The sequence below is a fragment of the Pseudoxanthobacter sp. M-2 genome, from assembly GCF_046156265.1.
GTDB lineage: Bacteria > Pseudomonadota > Alphaproteobacteria > Rhizobiales > Segnochrobactraceae > CAMDHY01.
The window spans coordinates 1,029,940-1,056,226 of the sequence record NZ_JAWDIR010000011.1; the positions used below are offsets into that span (position 1 = coordinate 1,029,940).

The following is a 26,287-nucleotide window of genomic DNA, read 5'->3' on the forward strand; positions in this document are numbered from 1 at the left end:
TCCCGGCCGACCGCCGCCGTTCCGTTTCGACCGCGAGGACACTCCGTGAAGGACCCTGTCGACACCTACATGAGCACGCTCGTCCCGATGGTCGTCGAGCAGACGAACCGCGGCGAGCGCGCATACGACATCTTCTCGCGGCTCCTGAAGGAGCGAATCATCTTCATCGCCGGTCCGATCGAGGACACGGTGGCGACGCTCGTCTGCGCACAGCTGCTGTTCCTGGAGGCGGAGAACCCGTCGAAGGAGATCGCCATCTACATCAATTCCCCGGGAGGTCTGGTGACCTCGGGAATGGCGATCTACGACACCATGCAGTTCATCCGCCCGGCGGTGTCGACGCTGTGCATCGGCCAGGCCGCCTCGATGGGCTCGCTGCTGCTCGCCGCCGGCGCCAAGGGCATGCGCTATTCGCTGCCGAACGCCCGCATCATGGTGCACCAGCCGTCCGGCGGCTTCCGCGGCACGGCGGCCGACATCATGCTGCATGCCCAGGAAATCCTGGCGCTGAAGCGGCGGCTGAACGACATCTATCAGAAGCACACCGGCCAGGAGCTCTCCGCCATTGAAAAGGCGCTGGAGCGTGACAACTTCATGACGGCCGAGATGGCCAAGTCGTTCGGCATCGTCGACAACGTCATCGCCGACCGCACCTCGCTCGAAGGCATCGCGGCCTGACGGACGGCGCGACGCCTGCGCGGGTCGACAGACGCGCGCGAGGGTCGCGAAGCTGGTCCGGGGCTGTCTTCGAACGGACCGCGTCTTGCATCGGGCTGAGGGCGGCGCCGGTGCGGACTTGAATTCGCCGCCCCCAGGTGATTGCATCCGCAAAGGGGGCGGAACCGCGCGATCGGCGCGCCTCGCCGAACGATTCGGCGAGAACCCTGCCGGGAATGCCCGGCCGAGCTGTTTTGCTGGCCCTTCGGTCAGCGGGCGGCCGCACGAGGACGATGGAATGAGCAAGGTCACCGGCAGCGATTCGAAGAACACCCTGTACTGCTCCTTCTGCGGAAAGAGCCAGCACGAGGTGCGCAAGCTGATCGCTGGGCCGACCGTCTTCATCTGCGACGAGTGCGTCGAGCTGTGCATGGACATCATCCGCGAGGAGAACAAGTCCTCGCTGGTGAAGTCGCGCGACGGCATCCCGACGCCCTACGAGATCCGCAAGGTCCTTGACGACTACGTCATCGGCCAGGATCAGGCGAAGAAGGTGCTGTCGGTCGCGGTCCACAATCACTACAAGCGGTTGAATCACGCCTCGAAGAACAACGATGTCGAGCTGGCGAAGTCGAACATCCTGCTGATCGGCCCGACCGGCTGCGGCAAGACGCTGCTCGCGCAGACGCTCGCCCGCATCCTCGACGTGCCGTTCACGATGGCTGACGCGACGACGCTGACCGAGGCCGGCTATGTCGGCGAGGACGTCGAGAACATCATCCTGAAGCTGCTGCAGTCGGCCGACTACAACGTCGAGCGGGCGCAGCGCGGCATCGTCTACATCGACGAGGTCGACAAGATCTCCCGCAAGTCGGATAACCCCTCGATCACCCGCGACGTCTCGGGCGAGGGCGTGCAGCAGGCGCTCCTGAAGATCATGGAGGGCACGGTCGCGTCCGTGCCGCCGCAGGGCGGTCGCAAGCACCCGCAGCAGGAGTTCCTGCAGGTCGACACGACCAACATCCTGTTCATCTGCGGCGGCGCGTTCTCGGGGCTCGAGAAGATCATCGCCGACCGCGGCCGGCAGACCTCGATCGGCTTCAAGGCGCAGGTGCTGGCGCCGGAGGACCGGCGCACGGGCGAGCTGTTCCGCCGCGTCGAGCCCGAGGACCTTCTGAAGTTCGGGCTGATCCCCGAGTTCGTCGGCCGCCTGCCGGTGATCGCGACCCTCGAGGACCTCGACGAGCCGTCGCTCGTCAAGATCCTCACCGAGCCGAAGAACGCGCTGGTCAAGCAGTACCAGCGGCTGTTCGAGATGGAGGGCGTCGAGCTCGCTTTCCACGAGGACGCGCTGTCGGGGATCGCCCGCAAGGCGATCGAGCGCAAGACCGGCGCGCGCGGCCTGCGCTCGATCATGGAGGCGATCCTGCTCGACACGATGTACGAGCTGCCCGGCCTCGAGGGCGTCAAGGAAGTGGTGATCTCCGGCGACGTCGTCGGCGGCTCCGCCCGGCCGCTCTACATCTACGCCGACCGCCAGGCCGCGGCCCCGGCCGCGTCGGCCTGAGCGAATCGGCCGCTTCATGCGAATGGGCGGGCCTCGGCCCGCCCTTTTCGTTTGTGCGTGTCTGATGACGACCCAGCTGCCCGCCAGCTTTGCTCCATTGCGACATTGTCCGCGGTGCAATCGCTGGTAAGCTCCGCCTGCAGGGGGTGTCTGCGCCAGAAGCGGTCATCGCCCCGGTTGTCTGAGGCCCGGAGCCTGGGGGCGATCATGCGTGCCATGACACCGAAGTCGATCAGCCCGCCAGCGACGCAACCGCGGCCCCGCCGCAGGCAAACGACCACCCTGTCTTCGCTCGCCGCCGTGGCCTTCGCTGCGGGCATCCTGATCGGTGGCGGCCACGCCACCGCTGAGCCTGCGCCTCGCGTCGATCTCGCCCGAATCGCGCCACCCGCCGGCTTCTCGATCATTGCGAGGACGCCGGGATTCTTCCCCGAATTCGGACACGGGTCCGGCGATGTCAACGGCGACGGCGTCAACGACATCCTGATGAGCGAACCCGCAGCCGCGTCGCCGGATGGAGTCGAGAACGCCGGTGTGGTGTACGTCATCTTCGGCAGACCGTCGACGCCGTTCCCCGCAGAGATCAAGTTGTCCAAGCTGGACGGCAGCAACGGCTTCGTTTTGTCGGGCCTCCGCCGAAAGCAGTACCTCGGCGAGTTGGTCTCCTTTGTGGGGGACGTCAACGGCGACGGCTTCGACGACATCGCCATGCGATCGCATTCAGGCTGTTGGCCCGCCGAGTGTTTGGAGAAGCCTGTCATATTCTTTGGAAGGCCGGATTTCCAGAGACGCTACAACATCGATCTCGAGAAGAAGGGGCCGAACAACTATGTCGTCCTGTCTTCTTCGCCCGACGTGGCGACGCGGCTGTCTGCCGCCGGCGACATGAACGGCGACGGGTTCGACGACATCGCCTTTGCGCTGACGGGAGGACCGAGTAACAGGACGAACCGCTGCTTCGTGCTGTACGGCCGCTCCCGCATCGGCTCCGGAACCGACCTCGGTTCGCCGGTCGACGGCCGCTCCTTCGAAATCCGCGACGACGGCCGCATGTGCGGGGATGTCGCGAGCGCGGGTGATTTCGACGGCGACGGCTTCGACGATCTCTTGACGATCGGGCGCTCGATGCCCGGGGCGATCGTCTTCGGCCGAGCGACGCCGCTGCCGCCAAAGATCACGTTGCCCAATCCGCCGCCCGGCGTTCGCCTGCTGCGGCTGACGGGAGAGGACGGGCCGCGCGCATCGATCGCGCTCGGAACCGGTGCCTTCCAGGCCGGTTCAAGCGCCGGGATCTTCCTCTATCCGGTCCGACCGCTCACCACGGACGCGACGTCCCCGGGCGTGTTCGTCTCCAGCCTGGTCGCGGATCGCGAGGAGTTCGCCGTGGGGAGCGTCGATGGCTCGACGGGCGTCCGGTTCCTGTTCGACGGCTATGCCAATGCGGCCGACCGGACCGTGACCGCGGGCGGGGACGTCACCGGCGACGGGTGGTCCGACGCGCTGGTGTGCGTGTCCAAATTCGATTTCGACGACAGCGATGGACTGTGCCTGCTGTTGTTCGGGCGCCCGGGCGCTTTTGCGCCGGTCGTCCGGCTGAGCACGGTTCAACGCGGAGAGGGCATCTACTTCACCCGGACGAATCTGGCATGGCTGACAGGCAGGACGGCGGCTTCCCCGGGAGACATCAACGGCGATGGTCTCGCCGACATCATGATGCTCGGGGTCGGCAGGAACGCGGCGACGGTGGTGTTCGGCACCGAACGGTTCCAGTGAGCGCAGCCTCCCGTGGCGCGCCGCGGGCTCAAGCTTGCTCGGAGCCTGTGGCCAGCCGCCCGCGGCCGTAGCCGCATCTTGACACCCCCCGGGGGCAACTCCACCTATCGGCTAACTTCCTCCGGCGCGGCCGGTCCGGTCTGAGATCGGGTCCGGCGCCGGTGTTGCGGCGACCTTCCTTCCACCCCGCCTCATCACCAGTGAAAACCGTTGCCGGCGGCCCCCGTGGCCCGGATCGTGCTACTTGTCAGGCGATCCGGATCCGCTGAGAGAGGACGACTCGATGACTTCGTCGAACGACACCAGCAAGGCCGGCGCACCGAAGGGCGAAGAGCTCGTTCCGGTCCTGCCGCTGCGCGACATCGTCGTTTTCCCGCACATGATCGTGCCGCTGTTCGTGGGGCGCGAAAAGTCCATCCGTGCCCTCGAGGAGGTGATGCGGTCGGACAAGCTGATCCTGCTCGCGACCCAGAAGAACGCCGGCGACGACGATCCGGACCCGGCCGACATCTTCGACATCGGCACGCTCGCGACCGTGCTGCAGCTCCTGAAGCTGCCGGACGGCACCGTGAAGGTGCTGGTCGAGGGGACGTCGCGCGCCAGCGTGCGCCGCTTCACCGACCGTGCCGAGTTCTATGAGGCCTACGCCGACCGGCTCGAGGACGACCTCGGCGACAAGGTCGAGGTGGAGGCGCTCGTGCGCTCGGTCGTCTCCGAGTTCGAGAACTACGTGAAGCTCAACAAGAAGGTCTCGCCGGAGGTGATCGGCGCGGTCTCGCAGATCGAGGACTACGCCAAGCTGTCGGACACGGTGGCGTCGAACCTCGCGGTGAAGATCCAGGACAAGCAGGCCGTGCTCGCCCTGACCTCCGTTTCGGAGCGTCTGGAGCGCGTGCTCGGGCTGATGGAGAGCGAGATCTCCGTCCTGCAGGTGGAGAAGCGCATCCGCTCGCGCGTCAAGCGCCAGATGGAGAAGACACAGCGCGAGTACTACCTGAACGAGCAGATGAAGGCGATCCAGAAGGAACTCGGCGACGGCGAGGAAGCCCGCGACGAGGTGGCCGAGCTGGAGGAGCGCATCCGCAAGACCAAGCTCACCAAGGAAGCGCGCGAGAAGGCGACCGCCGAGGTGAAGAAGCTCCGGCAGATGTCGCCGATGTCGGCCGAGGCGACGGTGGTGCGCAACTACCTCGACTGGCTGCTCGGCATCCCGTGGGGCCGCAAGTCGCGGGTGAAGTATGACCTCAACCTCGCCGAGGAGGTGCTCGACACCGATCACTTCGGCCTGGAGAAGGTCAAGGAGCGCATCGTCGAGTACCTCGCCGTGCAGAGCCGCGCCAACAAGCTGAAGGGGCCGATCCTGTGCCTCGTCGGCCCTCCGGGCGTCGGCAAGACCTCGCTCGGCAAGTCGATCGCCAAGGCGACCGGCCGCGAGTTCGTGCGCATGTCGCTCGGCGGCGTGCGTGACGAGGCGGAGATCCGGGGCCACCGGCGCACCTACATCGGCTCGATGCCCGGCAAGGTCATCCAGTCGATGCGCAAGGCGAAGAAGAACAACCCGTTGTTCCTCCTCGACGAGATCGACAAGATGGGCATGGACTTCCGCGGCGATCCGTCTTCGGCGCTGCTCGAGGTGCTCGATCCGGAGCAGAACGGCTCGTTCATGGACCACTATCTGGAGGTCGAGTACGACCTCTCGGACGTGATGTTCGTGACGACGGCGAACACGCTCAACATCCCGGCGCCGCTGATGGACCGGATGGAGATCATCCGGATCGCCGGCTACACCGAGGACGAGAAGGTCGAGATCGCCCGTCGCCACCTGCTGCCGAAGGTCGAGCGCGACCATGGGCTCGCGCCCAAGGAGTTCTCGGTCGACGAGAAGGCGTTGCGTACCGTCATCCGCCGCTACACGCGGGAGGCGGGCGTCCGCAATCTCGAGCGTGAGCTCGCCACACTCGCCCGCAAGGCGGTGCGTGAGCTCGTGCAGGCCAAGGGCAAGAAGAAGTCGGTGAAGGTGACCGAGAAGACGCTCGAGACGTTCCTCGGCGTGCCCCGCTATCGCTATGGCGAGGTGGAGCTCGAGGATCAGATCGGCGTCGTCACCGGTCTCGCCTGGACCGAGGTCGGCGGCGAACTGCTGACGATCGAGGGCCTGATGATGCCCGGCAAGGGCAAGATGACGGTGACGGGCAACCTGCGCGACGTCATGAAGGAGTCGATCTCCGCGGCCGCATCCTATGTGCGCTCGCGGGCCATCGACTTCGGCATCGAGCCGCCGCTGTTCGACCGGCGCGACATCCACGTGCACGTTCCGGAGGGGGCGACCCCGAAGGACGGCCCGTCCGCCGGCATCGCGATGGCGACGGCTGTCGTCTCGGTGATGACGGGCATCCCCGTCCGGCGCGACCTCGCCATGACCGGCGAGATCACGCTCCGGGGCCGCGTCCTGCCGATCGGTGGCCTGAAGGAGAAGCTGCTCGCGGCGCTGCGCGGTGGTATCCGCACCGTGCTGATCCCCGAGGAGAACGCCAAGGACCTCGCGGACATTCCGGACAACGTCAAGAGCGGCATGGAGATCGTGCCGGTGGCGCGGATGGACGACGTCCTGAAGCGGGCGCTGGTGCGGATGCCGGAGGCGATCTCGTGGACCGAGGCGGACGCTGAGGCCGCTCGCGCCAAGCGGGTGGAAGAGGACGTCGCGGCGATCACTGCCCACTAAGGCGGCCGAACGCCTCAAAAACCCGAAAAAACCTAGGAAACGCCCCGATTCCGGGGCGTTTCCGGCTTGCCTTTGCCGACGATTCCGCTCACCAAGAGGGCGATGGCGACGGGACCTGCGTGTCCCCAGCCCCGATCGGAAGAAGGGACAACCAGATGGAAAAGAAGGCGGCAAAGGCTGCGAAGCCCGCGAAAGCCAGCAAGGCGGCTGTCGAGCGCGTCGGCAAGGGCGAACTCGTGACGCTCGTCTCCGAGAAGACCGGCCTGACCAAGGCGGACACCGCCAAGGCCGTCGACTCCACCTTCGACGCGATCACCGCGATGATGGCGCAGGGCAAGGAAGTTCGCATCGTCGGCTTCGGCTCGTTCGTCGTGAACTCGCGTGCCGCCTCCGAGGGCCGCGATCCGCGCACCGGCGAGACGATCAAGATCCCGGCCGCCAAGGTGCCGAAGTTCCGCTCCGGCAAGCCGCTGAAGGACTCGGTCAACGCCTGACCGACGTCAGCCGCCCGCTCGCGGGTGGCGATCAGAGATCTGCGTGGGCTCCGTCTCGAGACATCGAGCGGAGCCTTCGCTTTTTCGGGTACCTCACCGGCGACGGTTGTCGTCCGTCCTGGCACCGATCTTCGACGGAGCGGCGCTCAGGTGATGGCCGCCGCGATGAGCTCTCGCGCGTAGTCCGTCCACGGCGCCTCGAAGATCTCCTCCGTCGGCCCCGCCTCGACGACGCGGCCGCGCTGCATGACGATGACGCGGTCGGCGATGGCGCGCACCACGGCGAGGTCGTGGCTGATGAAGAGGTAGGAGAGGTCGTGCTGCTGCTGCAGGCGGCGCAACAGCTCGACGATCTGTTTCTGCACCGAGCGGTCGAGCGCCGAGGTCGGCTCGTCGAGGACGACGATGCTCGGCCTGAGGATCATGGCGCGGGCGATGGCGATGCGCTGGCGCTGGCCGCCGGAGAACTCGTGCGGATAGCGGCCGCGCGTTGCGGGGTCGATCTGCACGTCCTCGAGCACCGCGACGGTGAGGCGGTCGCGCTCGGCGGCGGAGAGCTCCGGCGCATGGACGCGCAGGCCCTCGCCGACGATGTCGGCCACCGTCATCCGGGGTGACAGCGAGCCGAACGGGTCCTGGAAGACGAGCTGGACGCGGCGCCGGAGGGCCCGGAGCGCGGCCGGATCGAGCGCGGCGAGGCGCTGGCCGAGGATGGTGACGTCGCCCGCGCACGGCACGAGGCGCAGCAGCGCGCGGCCAAGGGTCGACTTGCCCGAGCCCGATTCGCCGACGATGCCGATGGTCTCGCCGCGAGCGAGGCTCAGGTTCACGCCCTCGACGGCGCGGATGACGAGTGGTGCGCCGCGCAGGAGGCCGCCACCCAGCTTGAACTCGACGGCGACGTCCCTCGCCCGCAGCACCTCCGGCGCACCGGGGGGAGGGGGCGTCTTGCGACCGCGCGGCTGCGCGTCGACGAGCATCCGCGTGTAGGGATGCTGCGGCCGCTCGAAGACGTCGGCCGTCGGGCCGGTCTCGACCACCTCGCCGTGGCGCATGACGACGACGCGGCCGGCGATGCGACGGACGAGGCCGAGATCGTGGGAGATGAAGACGATCGCCATGCCGAAGCGGGCCTGCAGGTCCTGCAGCAGGTCGATGATCTGGGCCTGCACGGTGACGTCGAGGGCTGTCGTCGGCTCGTCGGCGATGAGCACGTCGGGCTCGTTGGCGATCGCCATGGCGATCATGACGCGCTGGCGCTGGCCGCCGGAGAGCTCATGTGGATAGGCGGCGACGCGCCGCTCGGGCTCGGGGATGCCGACGAGGTGGAGGAGCTCGACGGACTGGGCCTTCGCCTCCGACCAGCTGATCTTGCGATGGCGGACGAGCGGCTCGGCGATCTGGCTGCCGACCCGGTAGAGCGGGTCGAGCGAGGTCATCGGCTCCTGGAAGATCATGCCGATGCGGGCGCCGCGGATGTCGTTGAGCGCGCGGGCGGGCAGGCCGAGGATGTCGCGGCCGCGGTAGCGGACGGCGCCGGTGGCCCGGCCGTTGCGGGCGAGCAGGCCCATCGCTGCCATCATCGCCTGGCTCTTGCCCGAACCCGATTCGCCGACGACTCCCACCGTCTCGCCGGCGCCGATGGTCATCGACAGGCCGTGAACCGCCTGGACGTCGCCCTGCGGGGTGGCGAAGGAGACGTGGAGATCGTCGATCTCGAGCACCGGCTCGGCGGTCGTGAGGGAGGTGGCGTCGACCATCCTCAGCGGTCCCGCGGGTCGAGGGCGTCGCGCAGGCCGTCGCCGAGGAAGTTCAGCGCGAACAGCGTCGAGGTCAGGAAGATCGACGGGAAGATCAGGAGCCAGTTGGCCGACGGGATGTTCTTCGCCCCTTGCGCGATCAGCACGCCCCAACTCGACAGCGGCTCCTGCACGCCGAGGCCGAGATAGGAGAGGAAGCTCTCGAGGATGATCACCTGCGGCACCAGCAGCGTCATGTAGACGGCGACGGGGCCGAGGGTGTTCGGGATGACGTGGCGCCAGAGGATGCCGAACGGGGAGACGCCGAGCGCCTGTGCCGCCTGGACATATTCCTGGCGGCGGATGGCGAGCGCCTGGCCGCGGACGATGCGGGCCATGTCGAGCCAGAGCACGGCGCCGACGGCGAGGAACATCAGCATGAAGTTCCGCCCGAGGAACACCACCAGCATGATGACGAGGAAGATGAAGGGCAGCGAATAGAGCACGTCGACGAAGCGCATCATCGCCTCGTCGACGCGGCCGCCGAAGAAGCCGGCGGCGGCGCCGTAGAGGACGCCGATGGTCACGGCCACCAGGCCCGCGAGCAGGCCGATGGCGAGCGAGACGCGGCCGGCGACAAGCGTGCGGGTCAGGAGATCGCGGCCGGTGTTGTCGGTGCCGAACAGGAAGCGCTGGCGCTCGAGGTCGGCCGACAGCGTCATCGACAGGCCATCGGGGGCGGTGGCGATCACCTGCGCGCCCTCGAAGCTCGAGGAGCGGTCGAGATAGCGGCCGATGCGCGGGTCGATCGGGCGCGTCGACGTCACCGTCACCTCGATCCGGCCGCCGTGCTGCTTCCACGCCGTCGGCTCGACGCGCGCCCGCCGGAGCGCTTCGGCGAGCGCCCCCTCGATCTCGTCCGGGAAGGGGTGGGCGGCGAGGCTCGGCGGCGTGCGGACATAGTCCGGATAGATCGTCGTGAAGGCATGGCCGGTGAACAGCGGACCGAAGACGCAGGCGAGCGCCATCAGCACCAGGTAGACGGCGCTGACGACGGCCGCCCGGTTCGCCTTCAGGCGCCGCCAGGCGTCCGCCCACAACGAGCGGCCGGCCTCGGCGGGAGGAGCGAGCGGCACCGCCTCAGTCATGGCGCACGCGCGGGTCGATGACGGCGTAGAGGAGGTCGACGGCGAGGTTGAAGACGATCACGAAGACCGCCACGACGACGACCGTGCCCATGACCAGCGTGTAGTCGCGGTTGAGCGCCGCATCGACGAAGTAGCGGCCGACGCCGGGGATGGCGAACACCGTCTCGACGACGACGGAGCCGGTCAGCAGCGCCGCTGCCGCCGGTCCGGCATAGGAGACGATCGGCAGCAGCGCGCCGCGAACCGCGTGTCTCACCACCACCGTCGCCTCCGACAGGCCGAGGGCGCGGGCCGTGCGGACGTGGTGGGAGGTCAGCGCCTCGATCATCGAGGCGCGCATCAGCCGGGCAACGATGGCGATCTGCGGCAGCGCCAGCACCACGATCGGGCCGACTTTGTTGACGAGCGCGCCGCCGCCCCAGCCGGCGACCGGAACCCAGGCGAGCGTCAGCGCGAAGACGAGCTGGTAGAGCGGCGCCACGACGAAGGTCGGGATGGTGCTGCCGGCGGTGGCGAGCGCGGTGACGGCATAGTCGGTCGGCCGGTTCTGCCGGAGCGCGGCGACGATGCCCAGCAGCGTACCGACGAGGAGGGCGAGGATCAGCGCCGAGGCACCGAGCTCGATCGAGACGGGCAGGCCGACCCGGAAGAGGTCGGCGACGGTGAAGTCCGGCAGGTTGTAGCTCGGCCCGAAGTCTCCACGGGCGAGGTTGCCGAGATAGTCGAGGTACTGCCGCCACAGCGGCTCGTCGAGGCGGTACAGGCGGTCGAGGTTCTCCTTGACGATCGGGTTGAGGCCGCGCTCCTGGCTGAACGGGCCGCCCGGCGCGAGCCGCATCAGGAAGAACGAGATCGTGACGATCGCGAACAGCGTCGGCACGGCCGTCAGGAGCCGTCGGAGGGCGTAGGAGATCACCGGGCGGGCGCCTCGCGGGGATCGCGGCGGCCGGGGGAACCGGCCGCCGGCGTCCGCTGCCTAGTTCTTCGAGATGTAGCGGGAGGGATGCACGTCCATGACGTTCTCCTGCCAGCCGGAGAGCTTCGGCGAGACGATGTTGTGGTAGCTGTAATAGAGCAGCGGCATGTTCGCGAGATCGTCGACGAGTATCTTCTCGGCCTTGGCGAGCTCTTCGAGGCGCTTTGCCGGATCGCTGCCGGCGGCGGCGGCCGCATCCATCGCCGCCTCGAAGGCGGGGCTGTCATAGTTCGAGTAATTGTTGCCGCTCGCCTTGCGGGAGATGCCGAGGAAGGATTCCGGATCCTTGTAGTCGGCGATCCAGCCGGCGCGGGCGTAGTCGAAATCGCCCTTCTGCTCGAGCAGGCCGTAGTGGGTCTTGGTGTCGGTGTTCACCATCGTCACGTCGATGCCGAGCGGCTTCAGCTGCTCCTGGATGGCGACGGCGGTGTTGCGGTGGTTCTCGGAGGTGTTGAAGCGGATTTCGAGCTTCAGCGGCTTGTCCGGGCCGTAGCCGAACTCGGTGAGGATCGCCTGCGCCTCGTCCTCTCGGTCGAGCTGGGTCATGTCGGCATAGTCGGCGGTGGCCGGAGTGTAGCCCTCGATGCCCGGCGGCACCATCGAGTAGGCCGGGATCATGCTGCCGCCCCAGACCCCCTCGGCGAGGAAGTCGCGGTCGATCGCCATCGAGACGGCGCGACGGAGCTTCGCGTTCTCCCACGGCTCCTTGTCGAGCTTCACGGCGTAATAGTAGGTGCCGAGATAGGGGCCGATCTTGATCTGATCGCCGAACTTGGCGCGGAGATCCGCGAGCTGCTCGGTCGGCAGGTCGTCGTTCGAGTCGAGCTCGCCCGCCTCGAAGCGCTTGATGGCGGTCGAGCGATCCTCGGTCGGGATGTAGTTGACGACGTCCAGCGCCACGGTGTCGGCGGCGTGGAACGTCGGGTTCTTCGTCAGCTTGATGTGGTCGTTTGGCACGAACTCGGTGAGCGTGAAGGCGCCGTTCGAGACGAGGTTGCCGGGCTTGATCCACTCGGCGCCGAGCGTGTCGAGCGACGGCTTGTGGACCGGATAGGCCGACTGGTGCGTGAGCATCTCGAGGAAATAGGGCGTCGGCGCCTTGAGCGTGATCTCGAGCGTCTTGTCGTCGATGGCGCGGACGCCGAGGTCCTCAGGCTTGCCCTTGCCGGTGTTCACCTCCTCGGCACCCTTCACGACATAAAGCATCGAGGCGTACTCGGCGCCGGTCGCCGGGTCCTGCAGGCGGCGTAGCGAATAGACGAAGTCCTCCGCCGTCACCGGGTCGCCGTTCGACCAGACGGCGTCGTCGCGGATCTTGAAGGTGTAGACGGTACCGTCGTCCGACACCGTCCAGCTTTCGGCTGCGCCGGGGACGAGGTCGGAGGTGCCGTCCTGCATGACGAGCCCCTCGAAGAGGTCGCGCAGGATGTGGGCCTCGTAGACCGTCGAGGTCTTGTGGGGGTCGAGCGATTCGGGATCGGCGGAGTTGCCGCGGTTCCAGGTGCCGGCGGCGAGCGCAGGAGCGGCGGCGAGCGACAGCGCCATCACGGCGAGCAGGAGCGGGCGGAACAGCGGGCGGAACCGGGACCTCGTCATCGCGAACCCTCCATCATCCAGATCAGCCACGACAGCCGGGGGCGAGCCTAGGCGGTGTGAAGCGGTTTGATAAGAACGAAGCTGCCGGCGTGGGGCCGAGGGCGCAAGGCGGGGGCTCCCCCGGCGGCGCGGTGGCGGCACGGACAGGCTCGGGCAAGCCTCACAACCGATAGGGGCCGGTGGGAAGACCCACTCGCATCGGACTCGGAGCCCCTACGTGTCTATCGCCAACATGTCGATCCGCCTGAAAATCCTCTCGGCCTTCGGGCTGGTGCTCATCGCCAACCTGATCACGGGCGGCATCATCCTCTATTCCAGCCTTGACTATGAAAAGAACGTCGACTGGACCATCCACACCTACGAGGTGCTGGAGGCGACCGACGCCATGATGGCGTCGATGGTCGACCAGGAAACGGGCCTGCGCGGCTTCCTGATCACCGGCAACGAAGGCAGCCTCGATCCCCTGAAGTCGGGTGAGAAGGCCTTCGAGGACTCGTGGGCGCGCGTGAAGGAGCTGACCAGCGACAACGCCGAACAGCAGGCGCGGCTCGCCGCGATCCACAAGGAAGTCGAGGAGTGGCAGACTGCGGTGTCCGGCACCGCCATCGGCCTGATGAAGACCCCGGGATCGGAAGAAGCGGCCCGCGAGATCGAGCGTTCCGGCCGCGGCAAGCAGAATTTCGACCAGATCCGCGCGCTCGTCGGCGAGTTGAAGAACGCCGAGAGCTCGCTGCTCGGCGCACGCAGCGCGGCGATGGCCTCCGCCCAGTCGATGATCCTGTTCTCGGTCATCCTGTCGATCGTCGTGATCGTCATCCTCGCCGCCGCCATCGCCTACGGCCTGAACCGGCTCATTGCCGCGCCGATCCGCGCCACCGTCGACGCCATGGCCCGGCTGCGCGGCGGCGAGTACGGGATCGCGATCACCGGCACGGAGCGCAAGGACGAGGTCGGCATGATGAGCGCCGCGCTGCTCGCCTTCCGCGACAGCCTGGCGGAAGCGGAGCGGGTCCGGCAGGCGCAGGCGGCGCGCGAGGAGATCGAGCGCCAGGCCCTGGCCCGCCGCGAGAAGCTCGCCGGTGACTTCGTCGGCCAGATGCAGGCCCTCGCCGAGGGGTTCGCCCAGTCGTCGGGCGAGGTGGCGAGCGCCGCCAAGAACCTGTCGGCCACCGCGGAAGAGACCTCGCGGCAGGCCCAGGCCGTCGCCGCTGCGGCCGAGCAGGCTGCCACCAACGTGCAGACAGTCGCGGCCTCCTCCGAGCAGATGGCGGCCTCCGTCCGCGAGATCAACGGACAGGTGGTCCACTCCGCCAACGTCGCCGACACCGCCTTCAACGAGGCGGAGGCGTCCAACAGCCGCATCGCCGCGCTCGCCTCGTCGGCGGCCGCGATCGGTGACGTCCTCAACCTGATCAAGGGCATCGCCGACCAGACCAACCTGCTCGCCCTCAACGCAACCATCGAATCGGCACGGGCCGGCGAGGCCGGCAAGGGCTTCGCGGTCGTCGCCGCCGAGGTGAAGCAGCTCGCCACCCAGACGGGCAAGGCGACCGAGGAGATCGGCGCCAAGGTGGCCGAGATCCAGGCCGCCACCGAGGGCACGGTGCGGTCGATGACGCAGATCGTCCGGGTGATCGGCAACGTCAAGGAGATCGCCTCGACGATCGCCGGTGCGGTCGAAGAGCAGGGCGCGGCGACCACCGAGATCGCCCAGAACTGCCAGCAGGCGGCGGCGGGCACGCAGCAGGTGACCGAGAACATCTCCGGCGTCGGCCAGGCGGCCGAGATGACCGGCGCGGCCTCGGCGCAGCTGATGATGCTGTCGGGCGGCCTGTCGAACCAGGCCGGCGACCTCCGCCGCGTCGTCGAGACCTTCGTGAGCGACTTCAAGGCGGCCTGACGGGCGGGACCTTCGACCAAGACAGCGAGACGGAAATGAAGGGGCACACCGCGGTGTGCCCCTTCTACTTTTGAATCTCCGGGAGGCGGGATCGCTGTTGCCGGCTCAGAGGCGCGGGTCGACCGGCTCGCTCTCGAGCGCCAGCACGGCGAAGACGCATTCGTGGACGCGGCGGAGCGGCTCCTTCGCGACGAAGCGACGGAGCGCCTCGTGGCCGAGGGCGAACTCGCGGATGGCGAGGTTGCGCTTGCCGCCGAGACCGCGCTCGCGCAGGCGGGCGACGTGCTCGGGCGCGTCGTATTCCGGGCCGTAGATGATGCGCAGATATTCCCGGCCGCGCACCTTCAGCGCCGGCTGGTGCAGCCCCTTGTCGCCGCGCGGCACGAAGGCGAGCGGCTTCACCACCATGCCTTCGCCGCCGGAGGCCGTCAGCGCTTCCCACCAGGCGATGGCGGCCGCGCACGCGGCCTCGTCGGCGAGATCGACGCGGTGCCAGCGCGTCGGCGCGACGACGCCGTCGCCGGTGGCGGCGAGACGATCGGCGAGGCCCATGTGCCAGGCGTGGTCGGCGTCGAACCAGACGCGACCTTCGCTCGCGAGCAGGTGGAAGGGGGCCACCTTCAGGTCGGCGACACCGGCGACCGTCCAGACATAGGGCGACCAGGCCTCGGCGTAGCGGTCCGCGCGGGCGGCGCGGTCGGCGAAGCGGGCGTCGAGGTCGGCGAGGTCGAGGCGGCGTTCGGCGCCACGGGAGAGCGCTTCCCGCGCGGCAGCGAGGCCGGCGCGGGCGGCGTCGGCGACGGGGGCGTACTGCCCCTCGATCAGGCTGCCGCCCTTCGCCGACCACGGCATGATCTCGGCGTCGAGCAGCAGCCAGTCGGTGGCGAGTTCCTCCCACAAGCCGGCGGCGTCGGCCGCGGCGCGCAGGCGGGCGAGCAGGCCTTCCGTCATCGCTGCGTCGGTGAAGAAGGCCCGGCCGGTGCGCGTCCACACCGCGCCGGTCTCGCCGCCGATGGCCCCGAACCGGGCACGTGCGGCCGCGGCGTCGCGGCAGAGCGCGACGACGGCCCGAGAGCCCATGTGCTTCTCCTCGCAGACGACCTCGCCGATGCCGAGCCTGCGAAAGTGCTCGAAGGCCTCCTCGGGGCGTTCGAGCCAGCCGTCGCGGGTGCTCGTCTCGACCGGGGACATCGTGGGCGGCAGGTAGACGAGCCAGTTCGGGGCGAGGGCGAATCGGCCCATCACCTCGAGCGCCGCGGCGGCGTTCTCCTCGGCGACGACGATGCGGCCGCGCAAGGCCGTCTCGACCCAGCGGCGGCCGGTGACGTCCTCGATGTCGAGGACGTCGTCGGAGGCGGACTGGGCGGTGCGGCCGTCGCCCGGTGGCGGGGCGAGCGGACGGGTCGGCTCGAACCAGACCTGCTGCGCGGGAACGTCGACGAGCTCGCGCTCCGGCCAGCGCAGCGCCGTCAGCTTGCCGCCGAAGACGCAGCCGGTGTCGATGCAGAGCGTGTTGTTCAGCCACTCGGCCGTGAGCAGCGGCGTGTGGCCGTAGACGACCGCCGTTTTGCCCCGGTAATGCCGCGCCCAGTCGGCGCGCACCGGAAGTCCGTATTCGTCGATCTCGCCGGTGGTCTCGCCATAGAGCGCGAACTCGCGCACCGCCCCGGAGGCGCGGCCGATCATCTCTTCCTTCAGCCCGGCGTGTGCGACGGCGAGGCGGCCACCGCCGAGCCAGAGGTGGCTGCGAAGGCCATCGAGGAAGGGCTGCAGGTCGCGCTTCAGGTCGGCCCCGTCGGCGGTGAGCTGGTCGATCGTCTGCTGCAGGCCGTGCGACGGCGTGACCTTGCGGCCGGCGAGGTAGCGGGCAAGCTTCTGGTCGTGGTTGCCCTGGACGCAATAGGCAGTGCCGGCGGCGACCATCGCCATGACGATGCGAAGCACGTCCGGCGTGTTCGGGCCGCGGTCGCCGAGGTCGCCGACGAAGACGAGCTTGCGGCCCTCCGGCGGCGTGACGGTCGGGCGGCGCACGCCGTCGGCCTCCGACCACGCCACGGCGTAGCCGAGCTTGCCCATCAGCGCCTGCAGCTCGTCGGCGCAGCCGTGCACGTCGCCGACGATGTCGAAGGGGCCGGTGTCGGCGCGCTTGTCGGTCCATAGCGGCTGGCGGATGACGGCGACACGCTCGATCGCCTCGACGCTGCCGAGCTTCCAGACCTGGCGGAAACCCTCCCGCTGCAGGCCGCCGAGTCCCTTGCGGATTTCTGAGGCCATCCGCTGCACGACGCCGCGGCCGGAGGGGCGGTCGGGGCGCGCCTCGTTGCGCTCGACGCAGACGTCGATGCCGGGATCGATGACGATCGCCGCTGGCAAAGCGTGCCAGCGGCGGGCGAGCTCGACGAGGCCCTTGCGATTGGCGGCGCGCACGTTGGTGGCGTCGATGACCGTGAGGCGGCGGTGCTTCAGGCGCCGGCCGGCGATCTCGCGGACGAGCTCGAAGGCGTCCGCCGTCATCTCCTGGTCGGTCTCGTCGTCGCCGACGAGGGCGCGGCAGCGGTCCGACGAGACGATCTCGGTCGGCAGGAAGTGCCGGGCGGCAAACGTCGACTTGCCGGAGCCCATGGCGCCGATCAGCACGACGAGGGCGAAGTCCGGCAACTCGATGGTGGTGTCGCGCGCGTCGCTCATCGCGTGAACACCGCCATCTGGGAGGGCGCGCCGTGCGCCGGCTCGACGTCGCCGATCGGCTCGATGGCGACCCGGTAGCCGTAGGCGCTAGCGACGGCGTCCGCCCACGCGGCGAACTCGGCGCGCGTCCACTCGAAGCGGTGGTCGGGGTGGCGCATCGTGCCGGCGGGCAGCGTCTCGAAGAGGACGTTGTAGTCGGCGTTCGGCGTCGTCACGACGACGGTCTTCGGGCGCGCCTCGCCGAAGACGACGCGCTCGACGAGGGGGCGCTGCGCGGGGTCGATGTGCTCGATGACCTCGACGAGGGCGGCGGCGTCGGCCTCGGCCCAGCGGTGGTCGCGGTAGGTGAGCGAGCCGTGCAGCAGGGTGACGCGACCTTCCGGCGGACCGCCGGGCTCGTTCAGCTTGAGGCGGCGGGTCGCCGTCTCGAGCTCGCGCAGCGACGGGTCGAGACCGATGAGGCGCACCGGCCAGCGCTCGCGCACCAGCCGGCGCAACAGCTTGCCCTCGCCGCAGCCGAGGTCGGCGACGACGGTGGCGCCCGACGCAGCAAGCGCAGCGGCGACGGCGTCGAGGCGGCGGTCGTGCAGCCGGATCGGCGCTTCCAGCACGGCCTCCGGCGACGGCGCGGCCTCGCGCTCAGGCTCCTCGCCGGCTTCGGGATCGAGACGCTCGAGGGCGGTCCGGGCGAGGGCGCGGCGGTGCTTCAGGTAGCGGCGGACGATCAGGTCCTTCTCGGGATGGGCGTCGAGCCAGCCGGAGCCGCGGGCGAGGAGCTTCTCCACCTCGTCGTCGCCGACGAAGTAGTGCTTGGCGTCGTCGAGCACCGGGATCAGCACGTAGAGATGGGCGAGCAGTGTCGCGAGCCGCGCCTCGCCGGCGAGCGCGAGCCGCACATAGCGGGTGGTGCGGCCGGTGGGCGGCGTCGCCGGCTCGACCGGCGTGACGGTGACCGTCCAGCCGAGCGGCTCGAACAGGCGGCGGACCAGCGCTTCGCCACCGCCGCGCACCGGCAGCGGCGTCACCACCGCCTCGAGCGGGATGGCGGCGTCGGCGAGCGCCTGGTGCGTCTTGCAGGTGCCGTTCATCGCCGTCCGCAGCATTTTGTTGAGGGCGACGCAGAGGAACGACGAGGCGGCATAGGGGCGGTCGTTGACGTACTGGTCGAGGAGGCCGTCGCCGCGCCCGCTGCCGCGCACCAGGCCGACCGGATCGACGTCTAGCACCAGCGCCGCCTCGCAGCGCTCCGCGGTGGCCTCGGGGTAGAAGAGCAGTGCCTTGCCGAACGCGAGCTCCGCCTCGTGCACCTTGTCCGGGTGCTTGTGGAGGAGGAAGCCGAGCTCGGTGGCAGGGCGGTGGGTGGTGGCGAGCGACAGGAACATGGCGCTCTGCTAGCCGAGCGGTCGGGCGAAGTCACGTCCACCGATTGCAGGGGAACGGGGGCTTGTTGCTGGCGCGTTCGTGATCGGGGGCACTCTCGACGGTTGAAATGCTGTCTGACACGGTCGCCGCGTTTCAACGCGTCGGAGATTCGCCGTGCAGATACTGAAGACCATCGCCACTGCCGCCGTCCTCGCCATTGCCGCCACGGGGACCGCTGTGGCCGCGGAGAAGTGCTCGCAGAAGTCCTTTGCGGGCGTGTGGATGATCAGTTCCACCTCGCCCTCGCTCTGCCTGCTCGAGCTCAACTCGAAGGGCGATATCACCGAGAGCCGCTGCTACCTGGCGGCAAACTTCAGCAGCCCGTCGGGTACGCTCAGCGGCAAGCTCGAGGTGTCCTCGAACTGCAAGATCTCCGGCAAGGTGACCGAGGCGGCCGGCAAGAAGAAGACCACCTGGACGATCAGCGCGAACGGTGCCGCGAGCCCCGCTGGCAACGTCATCGAGGGCACGGCCAAGGCCGGAAAGACCTCGGCGATCATCGCCGGCTGGCAGCAGTGGTGAACGGCTGACCGGCTGACGATTGCCGGGCGACTTGCCGGAAGGATGGGGGAGCGGCGGGCGCCGCTCCCTTTTGCGTTTCGAGTGGCCGGTCGAGAATGAGGCGCCGATCGCGGCGTCCGTCAGTTCACGCTGCTAGAAGCCTTTGAGATCGCCCGGTGGCCCAACCCGCCCCCTGGCGATCCAGTGCCGGGGGCCCCCGTGCTCACTTCGGGGGGATCACCGGGAGCTGCAGCCAGTTCTCGTGGCCTGGGCCGAAGTGGAGCGTGTAGCGGCGGCCGAAGACCTCCGGTGGGCGGTCGTCGGGGTCGTCGTGCAGGAAGGGGCCGCAGCCCTTCATCGGATAGCGCATGTTGGAGAGGGTGGCGGCGTCGCCCTTGCGCTCGTAGTCGCAGCCGCGGACGTTGAGGCCGATGCGCCAGCCCGCCGGCACGATGATGCAGGTCGGCCAGATCTCGACGTCGAGCGTCACCGGCTCTCCGCGCCGGAGCGGCCAGACTTCGTCGTGGCTGTGCCAGGGGCGCCAAGGTAGCGAGCGGTCCGGGTCGAGCTTGCGGTGGGAGGCGCGCAGCCAACCCTGGCCGACGGGCGTGTGCGGATCGAGGGCGCCGTAGAACGACACCGTCTCGCCCTTCGGGTCGAAGACGTGCAGCACCAGGAAAACGTCGGCGTCACGGGTCTCGGAGGACAGCGAGAGCCGCGCCACCACGGGGCCGGTGATCTCGGTCTCCTCCTTCATCGGCGGCGTCAGGAAGGTGATGCCGGGGCTCATCGCCTCGTAGGTGATGGTCTCGGCCGCGGACGGCGGCGCGGCCGCGAGCGTAAGGTTGGCCGCAGCGAGGTGGTGCTTCGTCCAGTTGGTGCGCGGTATCGGCCAATCCGCCTCGGCGCGCATCGGGAAGCGGATCTTGCCCGGGCGGCGGATCTGCAGCGTCACCTTCGGCTGCTCGCTCCAGCCGGTGTCCTCGCCTTTCAGGAAATGGCCGAGGAAGCGCTTCTGCAGGCCGACGCCGTAGTCGGTGTAGAACTCCGCCCAGTGGGCGCCGCCGTGGACTTCGAGCCACTTGTGTTCTGACGCCGCCCGCGTGAACCCCTCGATGTTGCCGCGCAGGTGCAATCCCTGGCCGCCCCAGTTGCCGGCCGAGAGCAGCGGCACGGTGATCTTCGCGAGGTCGCCGTTGGCGGCGCGGTAGTAGTCGCCGTCGAGAGGGTTCTCGAGGATGTCGCGGGGCATGTCGGCGCGGTTGCGCGCCAGTTCCTCCTCCGACAGCGTCTCGGGACCGCAGACGAGCTCGCCGGTGACGCGGCTCACAGGCCCGCGCTCGCCGAGACCGTGCTGCACCGTCTTCACCTGCATCTCCTGCCAATTCTTGCGGAAGACGCTCAGGATGCCGCCGTGGTGGGTGGCGTCACGGTAGTTGTCGGAATAGCCCTCCCAGACGCAGATGGCGGCGAGGCTCGGTGGGTTGAGGGCCGCGACGCGCCACTGGTTGGCGGCGAAATAGGAGATGCCGCACATGCCGACCTTGCCGGAGCACCAGGGAAGGGCCGCGACGAGCTCGATGCAGTCGTAGAGGTCGGCCGTCTCCCGCGGGCCGTGGACCGAGAGGAAGCCGGGCGAGCGGCCGGCGCCGCGGCTGTCGATGCGCACGCAAGCGTAGCCGTCCGGCACCCACTTCTCCGGGTCCGGCACCTCCCAGGACTGGTAGAGGTTGGAGGAGCCGGCGAGCGCGTCGGGATAGTCGCGCGCGAGAATCTCCCACGCCGTCTTGTAGCCGTCCTGGAAGGCGAGGCCCTTGCCGTAGGGGCCGTAGGTGAGGATGGCGGGGCAGGGCTCGTCGCCGAGGGGCCGGAACACGTCGGCGCGGAGCACGAGGCCGTCGTCCATGACGAGCGGCACGTCCCACTCGATGCGCATGCCGTCGCGCACTTCGCTCCAGCTCCCGTCCGGCGTGCGATCCATATGCGGCGATCCTTCCCTGTGGTGGCTCTGACGGCTCCCTCGGCGGGTTGTAAGACAGGATGGCTTGGTGAGCCAAGCATCGTCCCTCCGCGGCGACGGGAACGGGTCTCTCCGGCGAGCGTTCTGCAAACCGGGCAGAAAGTGGATCTGGCCGTTGATCCAACGCAAGGACGACGGATCACTCCGGACGGAAGATCACTTAACCGGGAAAAGAAAGTCCGGCCGCTGCGGCCGCGAAGGCAGCGCAACGGACGACGACAGGGGCGCGGGGGCGCGATACCCGGGACCGGGAGGACAACATGCCTTTCCTTGACCGTGCCGATGCCGGCCGGCGCCTCGCACGAGCGCTGGTGCATCTCCTTCCGGACAAGCCCGTCGTGCTCGCCCTGCCGCGCGGTGGCGTGCCGGTGGCGGCCGAACTCGCCCAGGCGTTGCACGCGCCGCTCGATCTCGTCATCGCCCGCAAGATCGGGACGCCGATGCAGCCCGAGGTGGCGATGGGGGCCGTCGTCGACGGCGACGCCCCGATCGTATTGCGCAACGAGGACATCATCCGCTACGCGCGGGTGTCGGAGGACGAGTTTCGCGTGATCGCCAATGCCGAGATCGGCGAGATCGAGCGGCGCCGCGAGCGCTACCTCGCCGGCCGGCCGTCGGTCGACGTGCACGACCGGGTGGTCGTTCTGGTCGACGACGGGATCGCCACGGGGGCGACGGTGCGTGCCGCGATCCGCGCGGTGCGCCGACGCCATCCGGCGCGGATGATCCTCGCGCTGCCGGTGGGACCGACGGCGGTGGTCGAGCAACTGCGCCGCGACGTCGACGAACTCGTCTGTCTGGAGGTGCACGACCGCTTCACGTCGGTCGGCGGCTTCTTCGTCGATTTCCGCCCCACCAGCGACGAGGAGGTGCTGGCCGCGCTCGCGCGATGTCCCGCCGATCCCGACGAGACGGCGATGCCATCGACGCCGCCCGGCGACGGCGCCACTGCACCAAGAGTGCTGACCGGCCACTGAACCGGGGCGTTCCGCTCACTCGATCGAGGTGCCACCGCCAGTCGGCAGGCGCATCGACACCGGGGCTGCCGACGGCTTGGGGGCCGGGGGCGGCTTCGGCGGCGGCGGCAGGTCGGTCAGTTCCGGCGGGACGGGCGGCGAGCCGATGGTGATCACGGCCTCGGGAGCGTCGTCCTCTGCCCCGGCGCGGCGCACTCGCACGACGGCGAGCTGGGCGTCCGCCATCGGAAAGCCGTAGGAGCGCATCGCCGCGCGGAACAGGCGGCCGCGGCCGCCTTCCGAAACTTCAAGCAACCCGCCGACGTGCTTCTCGCCCATGCGCAGGTCCGTCTCCTCGAACTCGACGGCGGCGCCCGCCGCGATGAGCGCGCTGCCGAGATCGGCCGCCGCCATCGCCGGCTCGGTATCCGCGGCGACGCGGATGCGGACCCGGAGACCCTTGAGCTCGCGCAGGTGCATGCGCAGTGCATTGCGCTGCTCATCGTTGAGACGGCGTGGCCGGACGCGGTCGATCAGCTGCTTGTGGCGGTCGCGATAGACCTCGAACGCCTCGTGGAGCTGCGCGTCGTGGTGGCGCAGCGTGTCGACCTCGGCTAGCGCCTCGCGCAGGGCGGCGAGGGTGGTCCGATGAGCAGACCACTGCCAGAGGGCAACGGCCGCTGCCGCGACGGCGACGATGCCGAGCCCGATCGCGGCCAGGGTGACGACATCCATGCAGACGTTCCTCACGAGCCGGGCGAAGCACCGGCCACCCTCGACGGTTTGCACCGCCGCCGCGTGGTCTGCAACCGCGCCTTCGTCTAGGCTCGTCCGATCGGTCGTGGGAGGGGCTCGTGTGCGCGACGGCTCAGCCCTGCAGCGCACGCAGCCGTCGGGACAGAATCGGGGGAGCGCCATGGTGTTGCGCAGGATCCTGGCGTTGGCGGTTGCTCTTGCCCTCGCGTGGGCCGGACATGGCGGCGCGCTTGCGGCCGATGCCGGGCGGATGGTGAAGACCTGGGTGCCGCCCTATGCCATCGCCGCGTCGCAGGAGCGTCTCGGGGAACGCTACGGTGGCGTCGGGCCGGCCGACGCGCTGACGCACCTCGGCCTGCAGTTCTGGGTGCCGTCGGCGTCGGGCGGGCTGGAGCGATCGTCGCGTTACGGGGCGATCGGCGACGGCCAGATCGCAGCGTTCACGACCTGGGGCAAGGCGAACGGCGTCAAGGTGATGCTGACGGTCTACAACGGCGAGTGGGGCTGGGACTGGGCGCTGGCGAAGAACGCCTTCGGGGCGAACCGGGCGGCCTTCGTCGACGCGCTGGTGGCCGAGATGCAGGCGCTCGGGCTCGACGGCATCGACATCGACCTCGAGGGCGCGGGCATGGACCCGACGGCCGAGGACAAGGCCGAGTACGTCGCCTTCATCAGGGCGCTCCGCAAGCGGCTGCGGCCGCTCGGCAAGGAGCTCGTGCTCGACAGCTTCTCCTATGTCTGGAACGCGCCGAACACGACGTGGTGGCCGGACCTGCTTCCGCTCGTCGATGGTCTGGTGTCGATGGGCTACCAGGAGATCGGCCGCGGCGCGCCCAGCTGGCAGTCCTATGCGTGGCAGCGCAAGGCGGCCGGCAAGCACGCTCGCAAGCTGCTGCTCGGCATGCCGTCAGACCGCGACGCCTGGCTCGGCAAGACGGTGGTGCAGCAGCTCGCCTGGGTGCTGCCGGCGGAGCGCAAGGTCGGCGTCGCGATCTGGGACGCGCAGAACCCCTCGGCGGCCTGGCGGACGAAGGCGGTATGGAAGCGGCTGAAGACGATCCGGGAGCAGTAACGCGAGACGTCGCCGTGATGCGTCAGCCGGCCCCGGTGGCGGCGGCGAGGCCGCGGCGGGCGAGGACGGCGGCGAGGCGGCCGACTTGCGCCGCGTTGCCGGCGGCGGCGTTGCCGGCGCGGGCGCGGGCCGCGATGCCGGCGAAGATCACCGCCGTGCGGAACAGCCCGAAGGCGCGGTGGGCCGGCGTGAAGGCGGCGGCGGACGACGCGGCGTCGGCGTAGAGTTGCAGGAACTCCGCCTCCGTCGGCAGGCCCTCTGCGGCGAAATCCCGTTGCATCACACCGCCATACTCGTCATCCGTCATGTACCAGGTGAACGAGACGAGGTGGGCGAGGTCGGCCATCGGGTCGCCGAGCGTCGAGAGCTCCCAGTCGAGCAGGGCGACAACGCGCGGCTCGGTCGGGTGGACGATGAGATTGCCGATGCGGAAGTCGCCATGGACGAGGGCGGCATGGCCGCCATCGGCCGGCAGGTCCGGTGGCAGGTTGTCGGCGAGCCATTCGATCAGCGCCGTCATGGCGGGATCGTCGCCGTCCTTCGAGAGCTCCCACTGACCGCGCCAGCGGGCGAACTGGCGGGCGAAGTAGCCGGCGGGGCGACCGTAGTCGCCGAGGCCGATGGCGGCGGGGTCGACCGCGTGGAGCGCCGCGAGGGTGCGGGCGACGTTGGCATACACCGCGCGGCGCTCGTCCGCGGCGAGGCCGGGCAGGGCGCTCGCGTGGAACACCCGGCCGTCGACGCGCTCCATGACATAGAAGGCGGTGCCGACCACTTCCTCGCCGGCGTGGAAGAGGAGCGGCCGCGGCACCGGGATGGCCGTGTGGCGCGACAGCGCGTCCAGCACGCGGAACTCGCGGTCGACGGCGTGGGCCGACGGCAGGAGCGTGCCCGGCGGGCGCTTGCGGAGCACCAGCCGGCGCTCGCCAAACGTGACGAAAAAGGTCGGGTTCGACTGGCCGCCCGCGACCGGCGTGATGGTCATGGCGCCGTCGAGCGGCTCGCCGAGGGCGGCGAACCGCTCGCGCAGGAATCGCTCCAGCGTTGCGACGTCGAAGGGAAGCGGTGGCGCCTCGCTCACCGGCGCGGCTCCCGCTCCTCCGGCCCCCAACCCCAGGCGCCGGTGCCGCCGGTCATGGCGTGGCGGGCGATGACCATCTTGTGGACCTCGCTGGCGCCGTCGACCAGGCGGGCCTGGCGGGCGTAGCGGTAGATCCACTCGAGCACGGTGTCCTTCGAGTAGCCGCGGGCACCGCAGAGCTGGATGGCGGTGTCGACGGCGAGCTGCAGGGTGTCGGCAACGTGGATCTTGGCGCTCGACACCTCCTTGCCCGCCCGCCCGCCCTGGTCGAGCAGCCAGGCGGCGTGCATGACGAGCAGGCGGCCGATGGCGATGGCGTGCATCACCTCGCCGATCTTGATCTGCACGCTCTCCCGCTCGGCGAGCCTGATGCCGAAGCCCTCGCGCACCGACACGTAGTCCATGGCGATGTCGATCGAGCGCTTGGCGAGGCCGAGCCAGCGCATGCAGTGCGTGAGGCGGGCCGGGCCGAGGCGGATCTGCGTCGCCTTCAGGCCGTCGCCGACGCCCATCAGGACGTTCTCGTCGGCCACCTCGAGCCCGTCGAACAGGAGCTCGCAGTGGCCGCCGTGTTCCTCCGGACCCATGATGGCGATGCGGCGGACGATCTCCCAGCCGGGCTGGTCGCGGTGGAACAGGAAGGCGGTGAGGCCGCGGCGCGGGTCGTCGGAGGTGCGCGCGATGACGATGAAGTGTGCGGCCTCGCCGGCGCCGGTGATGAACCACTTGCGGCCGGAGATCACCCACTTGCCGCCGACGCGCTCGGCGCGGGTCTTGATCATCGTCGGGTCCGAGCCGCCGCCGGGGTGCGGCTCGGTCATCGCGAAGGCGGAGCGGACCTCACCCTTGATCAGCGGCTTCAGCCACCAGTCCTGCTGGGCCGGCGTGCCGACCTTCGAGAGGAGGTTGATGTTGCCGTCGTCGGGGGCGGCGCAGTTGAAGACGGCGGGGCCGAAGATCGAGCGGTTGGCGGCCTCGTAGAAGGCCGCCCAGCCCACGACCGGCAGGCCCATGCCGCCGAGGGCGACCGGTGCCTGCGGCGCCCACAGGCCAGCCGCCTTCGCCTTGGCGCGGAGTTCGGCCAGGCGGTCGAGGCGGATGTTCTCGTGGGCGTCGAAAACGTCGGGCTCCGCCTCAGCCGGGAGGATCTCGGCAGCGACGAAGTCGGCGACGCGGCGGCGCACCGCCTCGATCTCGGGGGAAAGCGAGAAGTCCATCG

19 protein-coding genes are annotated in these 26,287 nt (G+C 69.4%); 9 read left to right on the forward strand and 10 right to left on the reverse strand.

Annotated features, from left to right (window positions below; translation table 11 throughout):
- The first annotated feature begins 45 nt into the window (after window positions 1-45).
- The 5 genes from RUR49_RS09790 (at window position 46) to RUR49_RS09810 (ending at window position 7,213) form a co-directional block, all read left to right on the forward strand.
- On the forward strand, window positions 46-678 hold the full coding sequence (locus RUR49_RS09790) for an ATP-dependent Clp protease proteolytic subunit (RefSeq protein WP_409146166.1): 633 nt from the start codon (window positions 46-48) through the stop codon (window positions 676-678).
- 277 nt (window positions 679-955) lie between these two features.
- Entirely contained in the window at window positions 956-2,224 is a 1,269-nt protein-coding gene (gene clpX / locus RUR49_RS09795) for an ATP-dependent Clp protease ATP-binding subunit ClpX (protein WP_409146167.1), read from the forward strand.
- Window positions 2,225-2,431: 207 nt separating this feature from the next.
- Complete coding sequence (locus tag RUR49_RS09800) at window positions 2,432-3,997, forward strand: FG-GAP repeat domain-containing protein (protein ID WP_409146168.1); 1,566 nt, start codon at window positions 2,432-2,434, stop codon at window positions 3,995-3,997.
- A 283-nt stretch (window positions 3,998-4,280) separates the two neighbouring features.
- Window positions 4,281-6,719 (forward strand): endopeptidase La, encoded by a 2,439-nt coding sequence (gene lon, locus RUR49_RS09805; RefSeq protein ID WP_409146169.1) that lies wholly within the window; start codon window positions 4,281-4,283, stop codon window positions 6,717-6,719.
- Between the two features lie 155 nt (window positions 6,720-6,874).
- On the forward strand, window positions 6,875-7,213 hold the full coding sequence (locus tag RUR49_RS09810) for an HU family DNA-binding protein (RefSeq protein WP_409146170.1): 339 nt from the start codon (window positions 6,875-6,877) through the stop codon (window positions 7,211-7,213).
- Between the two features lie 146 nt (window positions 7,214-7,359).
- Here the strand turns inward: RUR49_RS09810 and RUR49_RS09815 are convergent, their stop codons facing one another.
- From RUR49_RS09815 to RUR49_RS09830, 4 genes are read right to left on the reverse strand one after another with little or no spacing between them, the layout of a single operon-like run.
- Window positions 7,360-8,973 (reverse strand): ABC transporter ATP-binding protein, encoded by a 1,614-nt coding sequence (locus tag RUR49_RS09815; RefSeq protein ID WP_409146171.1) that lies wholly within the window; start codon window positions 8,971-8,973, stop codon window positions 7,360-7,362.
- Window positions 8,974-8,975: 2 nt separating this feature from the next.
- A complete protein-coding gene (locus tag RUR49_RS09820; protein ID WP_409146172.1) occupies window positions 8,976-10,100 on the reverse strand; it encodes an ABC transporter permease in 1,125 nt (374 codons plus the stop codon).
- A complete protein-coding gene (locus tag RUR49_RS09825) occupies window positions 10,093-11,016 on the reverse strand; it encodes an ABC transporter permease subunit (protein ID WP_409146173.1) in 924 nt (307 codons plus the stop codon). The genes RUR49_RS09820 and RUR49_RS09825 overlap by 8 nt, the downstream gene beginning before the upstream one ends.
- A 60-nt stretch (window positions 11,017-11,076) precedes the next feature.
- Window positions 11,077-12,672, reverse strand: a complete 1,596-nt coding sequence (locus RUR49_RS09830) for a peptide ABC transporter substrate-binding protein (protein ID WP_409146174.1) — start codon at window positions 12,670-12,672, stop codon at window positions 11,077-11,079.
- Between the two features lie 217 nt (window positions 12,673-12,889).
- Here RUR49_RS09830 and RUR49_RS09835 point away from each other — a divergent pair, with 217 nt between their 5' ends.
- Window positions 12,890-14,572: a methyl-accepting chemotaxis protein gene (locus RUR49_RS09835; protein ID WP_409146175.1), complete on the forward strand. Its 1,683-nt coding sequence runs from the start codon at window positions 12,890-12,892 to the stop codon at window positions 14,570-14,572.
- A 105-nt stretch (window positions 14,573-14,677) separates the two neighbouring features.
- On the opposite strand, the gene RUR49_RS09840 is transcribed toward RUR49_RS09835, so the two are convergent.
- Both RUR49_RS09840 and RUR49_RS09845 read right to left on the reverse strand, forming a co-directional pair.
- Window positions 14,678-17,260 (reverse strand): polynucleotide kinase-phosphatase, encoded by a 2,583-nt coding sequence (locus RUR49_RS09840; protein WP_409146176.1) that lies wholly within the window; start codon window positions 17,258-17,260, stop codon window positions 14,678-14,680.
- Window positions 17,257-18,642 (reverse strand): 3' terminal RNA ribose 2'-O-methyltransferase Hen1, encoded by a 1,386-nt coding sequence (locus RUR49_RS09845; protein WP_409146177.1) that lies wholly within the window; start codon window positions 18,640-18,642, stop codon window positions 17,257-17,259. Before RUR49_RS09845 ends, RUR49_RS09840 begins: the two co-directional genes overlap by 4 nt.
- A gap of 154 nt (window positions 18,643-18,796) precedes the next feature.
- Between RUR49_RS09845 and RUR49_RS09850 the strand changes: the two genes are divergently transcribed.
- Complete coding sequence (locus RUR49_RS09850) at window positions 18,797-19,204, forward strand: hypothetical protein (protein ID WP_409146178.1); 408 nt, start codon at window positions 18,797-18,799, stop codon at window positions 19,202-19,204.
- Window positions 19,205-19,406: 202 nt separating this feature from the next.
- Here RUR49_RS09850 and RUR49_RS09855 read toward each other — a convergent pair whose 3' ends face one another.
- The gene (locus RUR49_RS09855; protein WP_409146179.1) at window positions 19,407-21,164 is read right to left on the reverse strand and encodes a CocE/NonD family hydrolase; all 1,758 of its coding nucleotides are present in this window, start codon (window positions 21,162-21,164) and stop codon (window positions 19,407-19,409) included.
- 299 nt (window positions 21,165-21,463) lie between these two features.
- On the opposite strand from RUR49_RS09855, the gene RUR49_RS09860 reads away from it, so the two are divergent.
- Entirely contained in the window at window positions 21,464-22,180 is a 717-nt protein-coding gene (locus RUR49_RS09860; RefSeq protein WP_409146180.1) for a phosphoribosyltransferase, read from the forward strand.
- 15 nt (window positions 22,181-22,195) lie between these two features.
- Here RUR49_RS09860 and RUR49_RS09865 read toward each other — a convergent pair whose 3' ends face one another.
- Window positions 22,196-22,894, reverse strand: a complete 699-nt coding sequence (locus RUR49_RS09865) for a hypothetical protein (RefSeq protein ID WP_409146181.1) — start codon at window positions 22,892-22,894, stop codon at window positions 22,196-22,198.
- Window positions 22,895-23,075: 181 nt separating this feature from the next.
- Here RUR49_RS09865 and RUR49_RS09870 point away from each other — a divergent pair, with 181 nt between their 5' ends.
- Entirely contained in the window at window positions 23,076-23,987 is a 912-nt protein-coding gene (locus RUR49_RS09870; RefSeq protein WP_409146182.1) for a glycoside hydrolase family 18 protein, read from the forward strand.
- Window positions 23,988-24,009: 22 nt separating this feature from the next.
- Here the strand turns inward: RUR49_RS09870 and RUR49_RS09875 are convergent, their stop codons facing one another.
- Window positions 24,010-25,068, reverse strand: a complete 1,059-nt coding sequence (locus RUR49_RS09875) for a phosphotransferase family protein (RefSeq protein WP_409146183.1) — start codon at window positions 25,066-25,068, stop codon at window positions 24,010-24,012.
- Entirely contained in the window at window positions 25,065-26,285 is a 1,221-nt protein-coding gene (locus RUR49_RS09880; protein WP_409146184.1) for an acyl-CoA dehydrogenase family protein, read from the reverse strand. Before RUR49_RS09880 ends, RUR49_RS09875 begins: the two co-directional genes overlap by 4 nt.
- Window positions 26,286-26,287 lie beyond the last annotated feature (2 nt).